The 12,261-nt window shown below is 35.1% G+C and carries 10 protein-coding genes; 5 read left to right on the top strand and 5 right to left on the bottom strand.

Annotated elements, in window-relative coordinates:
* Window positions 1-517: 517 nt before the first annotated feature.
* Window positions 518-4,516: a delta-poly-L-ornithine synthetase PosA gene (gene posA, locus EGS71_RS08305; RefSeq protein ID WP_001071452.1), complete on the top strand. Its 3,999-nt coding sequence runs from the start codon at window positions 518-520 to the stop codon at window positions 4,514-4,516.
* A 68-nt stretch (window positions 4,517-4,584) separates the two neighbouring features.
* Here the strand turns inward: posA and EGS71_RS08300 are convergent, their stop codons facing one another.
* A complete protein-coding gene (locus EGS71_RS08300) occupies window positions 4,585-5,091 on the bottom strand; it encodes a GNAT family N-acetyltransferase (RefSeq protein ID WP_002010834.1) in 507 nt (168 codons plus the stop codon).
* Window positions 5,092-5,123: 32 nt separating this feature from the next.
* On the bottom strand, window positions 5,124-5,381 hold the full coding sequence (locus EGS71_RS08295) for a YjhX family toxin (RefSeq protein ID WP_001054060.1): 258 nt from the start codon (window positions 5,379-5,381) through the stop codon (window positions 5,124-5,126).
* 928 nt (window positions 5,382-6,309) lie between these two features.
* On the opposite strand from EGS71_RS08295, the gene EGS71_RS08285 reads away from it, so the two are divergent.
* A complete protein-coding gene (locus tag EGS71_RS08285; protein WP_001133232.1) occupies window positions 6,310-6,888 on the top strand; it encodes a TetR/AcrR family transcriptional regulator in 579 nt (192 codons plus the stop codon).
* Between the two features lie 75 nt (window positions 6,889-6,963).
* Here the strand turns inward: EGS71_RS08285 and EGS71_RS08280 are convergent, their stop codons facing one another.
* Window positions 6,964-8,217 carry a DUF4062 domain-containing protein gene (locus tag EGS71_RS08280; protein WP_000907887.1) on the bottom strand — a complete coding sequence of 418 codons (1,254 nt, stop codon included), beginning with the start codon at window positions 8,215-8,217 and terminating at the stop codon, window positions 6,964-6,966.
* A 105-nt stretch (window positions 8,218-8,322) separates the two neighbouring features.
* Between EGS71_RS08280 and EGS71_RS08275 the strand changes: the two genes are divergently transcribed.
* Genes EGS71_RS08275 through EGS71_RS08265 form a run of 3 tightly spaced genes read left to right on the top strand, consistent with a single transcriptional unit; the run spans window position 8,323 to window position 10,419 of the window.
* Complete coding sequence (locus tag EGS71_RS08275) at window positions 8,323-9,339, top strand: hypothetical protein (RefSeq protein WP_000065143.1); 1,017 nt, start codon at window positions 8,323-8,325, stop codon at window positions 9,337-9,339.
* 5 nt (window positions 9,340-9,344) lie between these two features.
* Window positions 9,345-9,773, top strand: coding sequence for a hypothetical protein (locus tag EGS71_RS08270; RefSeq protein ID WP_001057709.1), 429 nt, complete (start codon window positions 9,345-9,347; stop codon window positions 9,771-9,773).
* Window positions 9,766-10,419 (top strand): hypothetical protein, encoded by a 654-nt coding sequence (locus EGS71_RS08265; RefSeq protein ID WP_001283442.1) that lies wholly within the window; start codon window positions 9,766-9,768, stop codon window positions 10,417-10,419. The genes EGS71_RS08270 and EGS71_RS08265 overlap by 8 nt, the downstream gene beginning before the upstream one ends.
* 350 nt (window positions 10,420-10,769) lie before the next feature.
* On the opposite strand, the gene EGS71_RS08260 is transcribed toward EGS71_RS08265, so the two are convergent.
* Window positions 10,770-11,375 (bottom strand): nitroreductase family protein, encoded by a 606-nt coding sequence (locus EGS71_RS08260; RefSeq protein WP_001100695.1) that lies wholly within the window; start codon window positions 11,373-11,375, stop codon window positions 10,770-10,772.
* A 37-nt stretch (window positions 11,376-11,412) separates the two neighbouring features.
* Window positions 11,413-12,195: an SDR family NAD(P)-dependent oxidoreductase gene (locus tag EGS71_RS08255; protein ID WP_001276032.1), complete on the bottom strand. Its 783-nt coding sequence runs from the start codon at window positions 12,193-12,195 to the stop codon at window positions 11,413-11,415.
* Window positions 12,196-12,261 lie beyond the last annotated feature (66 nt).

Here is a 12,261-nt window from a genome sequence, read left to right as displayed (position 1 = left end):
CTGCTTAATGGAGTTAAGTTTTTATAAAATCCAGATAAAGATATAAGTTAAAAAGAATTGATGCATACAATTTTAATATAATATTAATAATCAACCATCATGCATAAATTTAAATACACTCTTTTATTTTTTAAGAACTCTTTTAATAATTCAGAACTAAACAATTAAGTTTAAAATATGGAGAATTTGTATACAGGATGGCTTTTATTAGTTTAATTAAAATGAGAACTATATAAATCTTGTGAATTCTAGCTTTTTACTTCATTAGTTTTGTACGTTTTTATCTTAAAGATAATCATAAAATTAGAATAATAATATTAAATATTTGATTTTTATTTATAAATTAAAATTAACAGCTAAGGTTCTTACTCTGTTGAATAAACATCAAAACTAAAAAATTTAATCTTGCTTTAAGTTCTCTTAATTAATTTATGGCCTATCTAGATTTCGTTAATGGGTCAGAAAAATAAATTATGACTTCATTTAAGCCAAATCAGAAAATTAAGAGAGTATAAAAATGAACCAGTTTGTAACGAACACGAAAAATGTAATTCGTGGAAAGTATCATCCGGAATTTTTGCAGAATGAAGTCTTAGCCGATATTTTTGCTCATACTGCACAAACTCTTCCTGATAAAACGGCTTTAATTGAAGCAGATAAAACGCTGAGTTATGGTGAGCTGTATCAGCAAGCCTTAATAATGGCTCAACATCTGGCTTTAAAAGGGGTAAAGCCAGGTCATATTGTAGGGCTATGGCTGCCGCGTGGTATTGAGCTTTTAAAAGCTCAACTGGCCATTTGTTTAAGCGGTGCAGCTTGGCTTCCTTTTGATATGGATACGCCCGCGGACCGTATTGCGGTATGTCTTGCAGATGCCGAAGCGGTGGGAATGATTACTACAGATGAATGGTATGAACATTTAGCTGAAGTGCCACAAACAAAATGGACCAACACCGAGCTGCAAAAAACACTAAGCGAAAGTGTAAGTTTAGCGAAAACCACTCCAGATCAACCTGCCTATATTATTTATACCTCGGGTTCGACAGGTAAACCCAAAGGAATTGTGATTACTCAAAAAAATATTTGTCACTTTTTACGTAGTGAAAATAGTATTTTGGGTATTCAAGAGCAAGACAAGGTCTATCAAGGCTTTTCAGTCGCTTTTGATATGTCGTTTGAAGAGATTTGGCTTTCTTATTTGGTAGGTGCAACGTTGTGGATTGCACCGAAGTCACTTGTCAGTGACCCTGAGCGGTTATGCCAAACCTTAAAGCATGAACAAATTACAGTACTGCATGCTGTTCCAACGTTACTTGCCTTATTTCCTGAAGACGTACCTAATTTAAGAATTATTAATTTAGGTGGGGAAATGTGTCCGGATTCACTGGTTGACCGTTGGGCATTACCTCATCATCAAATGTTTAACACCTATGGACCAACCGAAACCACGGTTTCTGCAAGTCTTGAGTTATTAGAACGCGGCAAACCTGTCACCATTGGCAAGCCCTTACCAAACTACGGTATGTTGGTCATTAACTCTGAAAGAGAGTTGCTCGAGCAAGGTGAAACAGGGGAGTTATGTATTTTTGGGCCAAGTGTGGCACAAGGCTATTTAGGACGACCTGATTTAACCGCAGATAAGTTTATTGAGAACCCTTGGGCAATGAGTGTAGAGGAAGAGTTACTCTACCGTACTGGGGATTTGGCTAAAATTGATGAGTTTGGTCAAGTACACTGCTTAGGTCGTGCCGATGACCAAGTTAAAATCCGTGGTTTCCGTGTAGAGCTTGGCGAGATCGAAGCTGCGCTTTGCGATATTGACGGAATTGGTACGGCAGCCGTTATTCTTCGTCCTGAAGACGGCATTGATCAACTTATTGCGTTTATTGCACCAGAAATTGATGCAAAGCAAGCTATAGAAATTAAAGAACTACGTCATAACTTGAGTCAGCGATTACCGCCTTATATGGTGCCAAATCGTTTTGAGATTATTGAAGAAGTTCCACGTCTATTATCTGGGAAAATTGACCGTAAAGCTTTAAAAGCAAGACCGCTCACGAGTGTGGTAGATCGCAGTGAATCTGACCAGCCACAGAACCCAGCCGAAGAAATCTTGTTTGAAATTTTGAATCGCTTGTTCCCAAACATGCCGATTAAACTCGATTCTGATTTCTTTGATGATTTAGGCGGGCATTCACTACTCGCCGCTGTTTTAATTTCAAATCTGCGTGAGCATGCGGAATATAGCCATCTGACCATTCAAAACTTATATCAAGCGAGAAGAGTAGGCGCGATTGCTGCACTCATGTTAGAGCAGCCTGAACCTACTTTATTTGATAGCCAAATTGGGCAAGATAACCCTCGTAATCAGACTTATAAATGGTTATGTGGTATTGCCCAGCTCGTTACTATTCCGGTTTTAATCTCGATTAATATTTTGCAGTGGTTAGCGCCATTCTTTACCTATCACTACTTTACCGGTGGAACTCGCGACAGTATTCCGTATGCGATTGCGTTGTCTTTATTGGTGTATGTCAGTGTCATTATGAGCAGTTTTGTACTGTCGATTACGGTAAAACGACTACTAATGTTAGGAATTGGCGCAGGGCGTTATCCATTATGGGGATTAACCTATTTCCGTTGGTGGCTAGCAGACCGTATTAGTAATATTTCACCTGTCTATCTCTTGTCGGGTTCGACTTTACTTAACTTATATTTGAAAGCACTTGGCGCAAAAATCGGCCACGACGTTACCATTAGTTCCGTACATATTCGTATGCCATCTTTACTGACTATTGAAGATGGCGTGAGTATCGGTTCTCAGGTGAATTTAGAAAATGCCAAAGTTGAACATGGTCACTTGGTATTAGGTTCAATTCACCTTAAACAAGACAGTTATGTAGGTTCGTATGCTGTATTAGAAGAAAATACAGTGTTAGAAAAACAAGCTCATGTAAATGCCTTAACTTCAATTGAATATGACACGGTTGTACCTGAGGGCGAAATTTGGGATGGAACACCTGCTCAGAAAATAGGGCATATAGATGAGCAAGCTAAATTGCCAGAGCGTCCTAAACTATCGTTTATACGTAAAATTGCTGAATATGGATACTATGGCGTTAGCGCATTAGTCATTGCCTGTCTTTTCTTTATTCCAATTTTTCCAAGCTTCCTTTTGGTCGACTGGTTAGATGTAAATGTATTTAATATTAACCCGAACAACCATTTGCAAATCGCGCTTTACTATTTCATTTTAGCGATTCCGGCTAGTGCAATGATGATGATGATTACTGCGGTGATTTCTTCAGGTCTGCGTAAAATTGCATTGCCGCGTCTTGAAACCGGAACCTATGCGGTTCATGGCAGCACGTATTATCGTAAATGGTTTGCGGCCCAAATTTTAGAGACGAGTTTACAAACCTTACATGGCTTGTTTGCCACCATTTATGCGCCTACATGGTTCCGTATGCTTGGAGCAAAAGTAGGTAAAAATACCGAAATTTCTACCGCAACCGGCGTCATTCCAGAAATGCTGACTTTGGGTGAAGAGAGCTTTATTGCCGATGCTGTAATGCTGGGTGATGAAGAGATTAAAGGCGGTTGGATGTCTTTAAAAGCAACCAAAATCGGTAACCGTAGTTTTGTGGGAAATAGTGCTTATATTGCTGATGGGACAGTGTTACCAGACAATGTTTTAATTGGCGTGCAATCAAAAACACCAGATAACCGTGAAATGTATGACGGACAAACTTGGTTTGGTTCTCCGGCGTTGCTGTTACCTGCACGTGAAGCTGCTGAAAAATATCCTGACCATTTAACCTTTAAACCAAGTATTAAGCGCCGTTTAATGCGCGGTTTTATTGAAGGGCTTCGTATTGTATTGCCGGCCGCACTTGCGATTGGGGTGGGTTATATGATCGTGCTAGACGTTATTGATGTGATTAATAACTACAATATTGAGACGGGCCTGGTTGCATTAACGCTCGCAGGACTGCTTTATGGTGTTGGCTGTTTCCTTATTGTTGCGCTATTAAAGTGGATTTTGATTGGTCGCTATCAACCGCGTTCGGCACCTATGTGGACCATGTTTGTATGGTTAAGTGAAGGGATTACCAGCTTATATGAATCAGTTGCGATTCCTAACTTCTTAAACTACTTAAGAGGAACACCAATGTTGCCATTCTTCTTGCGTATTTTAGGGGTTCGTATTGGTAAAGATGTTTATATGGATACGGCTGATATTACCGAGTTTGACTGTGTCAGCATTGGTGACCGTGCCGAGTTTAATAGCTTTTCAGGCCCGCAAACTCACTTGTTTGAAGACCGTATTATGAAAATTGGGCAAGTGAACGTGGGGCATGATGTAGTGGTCAATGCGCGCAGTATTATTTTATATAACGCAAACGTGAGCAATCATGCTGTGTTAGGTCCATTAACACTGGTCATGAAAGGTGAAAATATTCCGGCTAAATCTGCATGGATTGGTTCCCCGGCTGTGCCTTGGGTTCATAAATAATAAATTGTTGAATTGAAAAAAGCCTCTATAAATAGAGGCTTTTTTCAATGTGTGGTAAGCGAGCTTATTTATTCAGTTGCCGTAAAAGCATCATGGTAAGTAACTTCACCTGAGGGAATATGGTTAATGAAGCTTAAAGCTTGAAAGTATTCATTAGGCACATCAGGTAAATTTAAATCAGGGTAAGATTTAAAACCAAATCGACTGTAATAATTTGGATCACCTAATAGAACGCAACCTTTTCCGCCTAATTCTTTTAACTTTTGAAGAGCTGCATTCATTAAAAGAGAACCAACGCCAATTCCTTGTTTCTTTGGACATACAGAAATAGGGCCTAGACCATACCAACCAGTGTCACCTGACGTGATTGTAACTGGTGAAATAGCCACATGACCTATAATTAAGTCATCTTCTATAGCAACTAAAGAGAGCGTGAGTTGCTTATGTTTCCGAAGGCTATTCACAATAAATTGTTCAGTATGGCTAGAATGCTCTTCATTTAAGAACGCGGCTTTCGTCAACGCTTCGATATTTTTAATATCTTCGGGTTGTTCATCTCGAATTATAATATTCATATTTTCTTTCTCTTAATAAATAGCAACTTATATCAACGATTGTCTAGTTGAGGGCGAACAGTCTGGAGTCCTAACAATGTAATTTGATAAGGTTGGCTATTTTTAGACTTGATTAAACGTTTTGCTTTTAGCTTTTTAAATACATCTAAGGAACAATCAGATAGCACGAAACCTTCTCGTGTATAGCATTCAACGAAATAGACTGTGCCTGATGCGTCACGTTGGTATTTAATATGTCCGCCTTTAGCAAGGACATGGAGAGTTCGCTGTTCGAACTTTGAAAGATTCATGTTGGAGCCTTGATAATAATCAAACGTGCAAATAGAGGTGATCAGAAATATGACCACAGAAAATTGCGACATTGATAATCAACTCAATAATAAAAATTGAGAGTGATTATCAGATGATTACTATCTCCAACATATAAACCTCTTTGAGAAGGGGGATACTTTTATTCAAAGGATATATTAACTGTATATATCATTTAATAGCAAATGTTTTTAATTTGAGTATTTTGATTTAATTAAAATTTACCAAGTTTAATGATATGCCTTAGACGAAACGATTGTCTTTTTAAAACCCAAAGTAACTTATTATCAGCAGCCTGTTTTTTACCCCTTTATAAACCCCCATTTAACAATAACTCACCCATTATTTATCCTTACTTTTTAATGATCTAAATTAAAGCAAATGTCATTTTGTGTGCTTGACTGTAAAAGGGTTGAGCACTATTCTTTGCCTGCTGGCCACATTGCCAGCCGGCTTTGACAGGCTGAATATTATCTCCCGCATCAGAGCTTTTCCTTCTGAGGAACAGTCTTGTGTGGTGTACTACTCGTCCCTTTCCCGTAGCGGTAGGACGGGAGAGGGACACCTACGGGTGTGCTAGTTTGAGATAATACTAGTCTGTCAACCTTCTTCCGTTCTGCCACCATAATTCCTATTCATGTCTGGCAGAACTCCCAATAAAAAGGAGTTGGCTTTGCACATCCATTATTTCTTGGCAGCCTTTGCCAAAAGCTATAACGACACCACATAAGCTTTAAAGCAGTTTGAGGGCTATTAGGCCTTTCAGGCTTTAAATCGTCACAACCAAAAACTTAGCAACAATAAAACTTGAGATGTGCCAAGCACAGTCTTTATAGGCTTTGCTGTGCCTTTTTTTCTCCCAAAAAAGTATCTCATTTACAAACAACAAGAATTTATAACGGTAAAACTATGCCAAATTTAGTTCTCCCAACACGTGCCTTATACGTTGTAAATAAAGCAATTGATCTGTTTCATCACCGTGGATTTCACCTTATTGGCGTCGACAGAATAGTGAAAGAATCAGAGATTACAAAAGCGACTTTTTATAATTATTTTCACTCTAAAGAACGACTTATTGAAATTTGCCTGATGGTGCAAAAAGAAAAGCTCCAAGACAAAGTGGTTGCAATGGTGGAGTACGACCATGACACAAGCACAATCGATAAACTTACGACTCTTTATGAATTACATACCAACTTAGAAGGGCAGTATTACTTATTATTTAAGGCCATTTTTGAAACTAAAAACAGCTATCCAAACGCCTATCAAACCGCGGTAAGGTATAGAACATGGCTGACCAATGAAATTTATAGCCAACTTAGATTACTCAAAGCTGATGTCTCTTTTACTGATGCCAGACTGTTTTTATATATGATTGATGGTGCAATTCTTCAGCTTTTAATGTCAGAACAGGCTGATGAAAATGAGAGATTATTAATGCGCTTTTTAAGGCAGTTTATTGTGAATAGTGTATTTCAATATTCTTAATTAGATAGTCAGCTGCGCTTTAGGATATAAATAATCATAAAAAGGAACGCTTAATATTAAGCGTTCCTTTTTATATTATTCTTCTTTATCATCATGATGAGAAAGTATGTCATTCAAGAGTGATTTAGAAATATTTGAAGAAGAATCTTGAGGAACAATAGTTGTATAGCCAATATTATTCTTTAAAGGCTGAAATTTTACTACTGGTTTATTAAAGTCTATTTCAGTAATAGCTTTTACTACTTTTTTACGTAAATTTTCATCTTCAGTTTTAAATTGTTCATAATTATCTATAACTTTTTCATAATATTCCAAAGATTCTAAAAGTAGGAAAAATCCATTTTTATTAGCATTTAAAAAAATTATTGATGAAGGCCTTATGCCTTGATTATTTGCAGCTTCTAGTATAGGTAAAACTATATTCAATTCTTCTTGTGAATAGTTATAAGATTTCTTCCCTTCAATTTTTAAAGTTTCTTGTATACCAATGCTCTCTAATAGTTGAGGCCAATTAGGTAAATCAGGTTGTATTAATTCATCAACATTTTTTTTTGCAAAAGCTTGTATAAAATTAACTAGATCTTTATAACGAACAATAGCATCTGCCATGGCTCTTTGTTGATCATTCATTAATGTATTAACAAGAGAGGTTCGTAGTTCTTCAAATTTTTCTGTTAAATCATCAATACGTTTCACTTGAGCACTTCGTTCTTTATCTTCTTTAAGCAATTTTTGGAAAAGACTAGCCCATTGTTTTTTCAATGTTTCTTCAATATCTTGAATTTTTGTAAAAGTAAAAATTGCATTATTGGTTGATTTTTTACGTAAAAAATCTATAAATTCAAATATATATTTTGCGGTTTCTTGCTTTTCAATAGATGGGAAGTGAATCTGATTAATAATAGCGACGTTTTGCTTATTTTTTGAATATAGTTCGTGATCATGCCATACATTTTGATCAATAAAAGCGAATATAGGAATATTTAATTCACTAGCCTTAAAAACTTCAGCTTGAGTAACTGAACATTTATTTATGAGGTCATCAAACTCAAAACTATCACTCATTAACTTTTCAAAGTTTATATTGTCAAAAGTTTCTTTTACTGCATCTCCTCCATATCTTGAACCTACTAAGACAATAACCATATCTACTCCCTGTACTTCATTGATACAGCTTGTATGAGTATGATTTCGGTGATCATAAAGAAAATCATTATAATCACTCATAATTGGGTCATGGCCTAGATTTTGTATAAAAGTTCTCAATTGAGTTCTTACCAATGATAAATCATAACAAGTAGAAGAAACAAAAACTTTCAAACCAGCCATAAAAAGCCTTTTACATTCTTAGAATTACTACTAAAGATGATAGTCTAGTTGAGTTGATAAGTATATAATTAAACAATTTTAAAACTTAAGTAGAGCATTTTTTTTATGTCTAATATAGAAAATCTAAAGAAAGATATAATTCATTTAACAGAAGAATTACGCACGAGAATTAGCTTTAATGAAGTGAAGAATCAATTTACTAAATTAAATTTCCCAAGTGCTACAGGTTGGGATAAATTAATTTTAAATTTTGAAAGTTTTACAGTCGATAACATAGAAAATATGTTAGAAGATTTAAAATTAAATTTAGGTAAGATTTTAAGATCATATCTTCTATATAAAGATAAGTCTGTTTCAATTTATACAAATTATCAAGAATTAGATACTTTGTATGCAAATTTAGATAAAAGTTCGACGGATAACTTAGAAGAGCTTAATTTTGAAAGTCACAATATAATGGGAGATTTAGAATTTTTTATTTATAAAACTACAAGAACTTTTTTTGAAAAAGTAGCTGTTGATATTAATCTTTTTGATGATCAAGATGAAAGTATACAACAAATTTATGCTATTAAAAGTGTATTGCGTGAATGTTATGATTCTATTATTTTTAATAAAAAGAAAGGATATATTATTTTATCTTTAGATAGAGCAGAAATATCCAATTCAGCAATTTTAAATAAAGCTCATGCCAAGTTAGTTAGAAAAATAAATAATAGTGTAAGAGGGATATCCTCTACAGCCCGCCTTAAAGAAAGTGGTGATAATCTTTTCCCTTCAATTGAAAGATTTTATCAAGATCAATCAGGAGAGGTTACAAGTATTTCTTTTTTAACTTTAGCAGGTACAAGTCATAATGAACGCTTACATAAAACATGCCCAGATGTAAGAAAAGCTGTTTATCATATAGCTGGTTCAGCTGCTACACCTATAGAACCATATCGTATAAGTATTCGTTATGACTTAGATAATCAGCAACCAGAGATTTTCTTATTAGGCTCATTTAGGGCTATGAATAGTAGAGCTGCTAGGCAGTTATTTGAGGCACAGATTCAAGGGGCTACTAACCGTCAGAGTTTTGAATTTTGTATAGATAAAATAATTGGGTTTATTAAAAGGTAAGCTTAATGAATAATGCCATAGATAAGTATGTTAAAAGAATTTGTGAATATTTACATGAATATCCAAATGATATTTCTATGGCTTGTATTAATATTATTAGTAAAATTTATGAGCATGATGTTAATAATATTTATCATTTGAGTTTTGGTAGATTATATGAGTGGTCCGGTATAGAAAATCATGAGAAATTTAATATAGCTTTATATATCCTTGTTGATTCAAGAATCAATATTCTAGAGCAACACTTTGAAGCTTTTAATGAGATAAAAAATAGATTTGAAGGGGTTGATGATGATTTTATACATGAAGTCTTAACTACAAAAGACTATGTACATCCATTTACTTTTGAAACAATTTCTGAGGTAGAATTCAATAAATTGATTAATATTTTTTTTACTCCTACTAAAGAATTTCGGGAGAATTTAAGTGAGTGATCAAGGATTGAAAGTTTTAGAAGCTTTATGGACATTAGATGATCCCAAGTTAAAAAAATTAGTAAGGATTAGTACTGCGAACACCTATGAGAAATTTGTGGATTGTATTTATGATGAGATAGATGAATGTTATAGTTTCTTATGTAGAAATAAAAATTTATATAAAGATTTTTCTGAAGATCAGTTAACAGGAATTATTGTTGATCGTTTAAAAGAATATTTTATTGCTCATCATGATGCAAATGTAAATGGACATGTAGACTTCTCTGTAGAGAAAAATAATTTTCTGTGGTTGGGGGAAGCAAAAATTTATAAAGGGCCAGCATATATGTTAGAGGGTTTTTATCAATTAAATACTCGATATGCAACAGGTGAAAGAAATGCTAGTTATGGAGGAGTTCTGTTATACAAAAAAATTAAAAAAAAGGTTACTTTGATTATGGATGAATGGAAAGATGTACTTAAGAAACAATCAGAGATTGATCCAGAGAATTTAACAAATTTAGACTTTTCTATATGTAATAAAAATAATCTATGTCTCTTTTCAACGCATGAACATTCAAGTGTTGGAACTGTATTCAAAGTAAGACATATGCCTTTAGATTTATATTTGGAACCTCAAGATGGAGATAAAGTTCCGAAATAGTAAATATTCTTATTAATGTATTTATAAATAGATTGCTGAACACTCTGCAATAATAAATTTTAACCTCTTACAGTACTTTAAAGTGAGAAAATATTATATTACAGATCGATAAATTACCTAAGTTAAGTGCTAACATATATTGTTTTATTGCACGGGTACATTAAATATATAATGGTATAGAAAAATTCTTATGAAATAATAGAACTTTTCAGATTAGTTTTCCTAAGCACTTCAGCTACTACGGAAGTGGAAATTTGGTTGGCACACAATTCAAATAGCATTTATAAATAATTTAAAATAGGCTTTCATAATATCCAAATAATATGAAAGCCTAAAATTTGAATAACGACTTAGAATGTATTTTGAATAATCACATCGTCGTAAGGAAGTTTACCCACACGTGGATAAGGCTCGGAAGCCGACTTACCAACTGCAATCATTAAACATACCACATGGTCTTCAGGTAAGTTAATGAGCTTCGCCATTGCGTCAAAGTCAAAACCATCCATAGGGCAGCTATCTAAACCGTGTTCTTGAGCAAGTAACATGAGGGTTTGAGCAAAAATACCTGCACTGCGCATCACTTCGTCACGTTGGGTTTGTGGGCGGTCACGATAATACTGGTCAATTGCACCAGCCATAATATTTTGAACTTCTGGAGAAGCTCCATCCCATACACGTTTAGCGTCAACTTCCCATGTATTTACTTTGGCACATAACACAATCAGTAATGATGACTCTGTTACTTGTGGTTGGTCCCAAGCAATCGCGCGAATTTTTTGTCTTAACTCTGCATCTTCAACAATGACCGGACGCCAATGCTGCAAGTTAAAAGCGCTTGGTGCATTTGCTAAAACTTCTTGTAATAACTGCTTCTTGTCATCTTCAGAGAGTTGAAAAGCAGGGTCGAAGCGTTTAACTGCACGGCGTTTGCGGAGAGCATCAATAACATTCATAAGATTTTCCTACTTGAGAGTTGGGTAGCCGTAGTCGTTAGTTTTTATAACGTTGGGCTACTTCAGCCGAAGAGAAGTTTGGTAATAATGTCATACGCGATTTTTCAAAATTATTCCATTGATTTTCATCTTTCAGCACAGGAATTGTAATTGTTTCTTTACGATCAAAACCAATCAGGGCTGCATCGACCAAATCATTGACATCCATTAATGGCGGAACTTGGCTTAAATCTATACCTGAACGTTCCCAAATTTCGGTTTTAGTGGCAGAAGGTAATACAGCTTGAACGTGTACCCCATGATCTTTTAGCTCTAAATGTAAGCCTTGGCTAAAAAATTGGATGAAAGATTTACTTGCGCCATAAATGGTAGAACCAAATTCAGGCGCTAAGCCAAGTACAGAGCCTAAATTAATAATGGCGCCTTTACCTTTGCGTATAAGGGATTGCGACATTGCATGAGACAACCGCACCGCCGCAGTCATATTTAAAGTTAGAAGTTTTTCAATCTCATTACGATCTTGAGTTAAAAAGTTTCCGTTCAGTGCAATCCCAGCATTATTTACCAAAATTTCAATATCAGCATCGTTTTTGAGTACATCTTCAATTTTGCGAATGTCTTGATCGTTTGATAAATCGGCTTGAATGAACTCCACCTGTACGCCGTATTTTTCTTGAAGATCTTTTGAAATTTTATCTAAACGGTTGGTGTCTCGTGCCACCAAGATTAAGTGATAGCCACGTTGAGCAAATCGATCTGCATAAACAGAACCAATTCCTGACGAAGCCCCTGTAATAAGTACTTTTGATTGAGCTGACATGTGATGTCTCCACGCTTTAATTTTTAGATGACGATCATAATCTAAAATATACAGGTTTTGATGTCA

Source organism: Acinetobacter sp. FDAARGOS_559 (genome assembly GCF_003940475.1).
Classification (GTDB): Bacteria; Pseudomonadota; Gammaproteobacteria; order Pseudomonadales; family Moraxellaceae; genus Acinetobacter; species Acinetobacter baumannii.
The sequence above is the reverse complement of the archived record's forward strand: the minus strand, read 5'-3'. Positions and strand labels throughout refer to the sequence as shown.

What these genes read in the sequence shown, in the direction of transcription:
- EGS71_RS08270 (WP_001057709.1), top strand. Translation starts at nt 9,345, where the DNA reads ATGAATAATGCCATAGATAAGTATGTTAAAAGAATTTGTGAATATTTA.
- EGS71_RS08255 (WP_001276032.1), bottom strand. Translation starts at nt 12,195, where the DNA reads ATGTCAGCTCAATCAAAAGTACTTATTACAGGGGCTTCGTCAGGAATT.
- EGS71_RS08275 (WP_000065143.1), top strand. Translation starts at nt 8,323, where the DNA reads ATGTCTAATATAGAAAATCTAAAGAAAGATATAATTCATTTAACAGAA.
- EGS71_RS08295 (WP_001054060.1), bottom strand. Translation starts at nt 5,381, where the DNA reads ATGAATCTTTCAAAGTTCGAACAGCGAACTCTCCATGTCCTTGCTAAA.
- EGS71_RS08260 (WP_001100695.1), bottom strand. Translation starts at nt 11,375, where the DNA reads ATGAATGTTATTGATGCTCTCCGCAAACGCCGTGCAGTTAAACGCTTC.
- EGS71_RS08285 (WP_001133232.1), top strand. Translation starts at nt 6,310, where the DNA reads ATGCCAAATTTAGTTCTCCCAACACGTGCCTTATACGTTGTAAATAAA.
- posA (WP_001071452.1), top strand. Translation starts at nt 518, where the DNA reads ATGAACCAGTTTGTAACGAACACGAAAAATGTAATTCGTGGAAAGTAT.
- EGS71_RS08300 (WP_002010834.1), bottom strand. Translation starts at nt 5,091, where the DNA reads ATGAATATTATAATTCGAGATGAACAACCCGAAGATATTAAAAATATC.
- EGS71_RS08280 (WP_000907887.1), bottom strand. Translation starts at nt 8,217, where the DNA reads ATGGCTGGTTTGAAAGTTTTTGTTTCTTCTACTTGTTATGATTTATCA.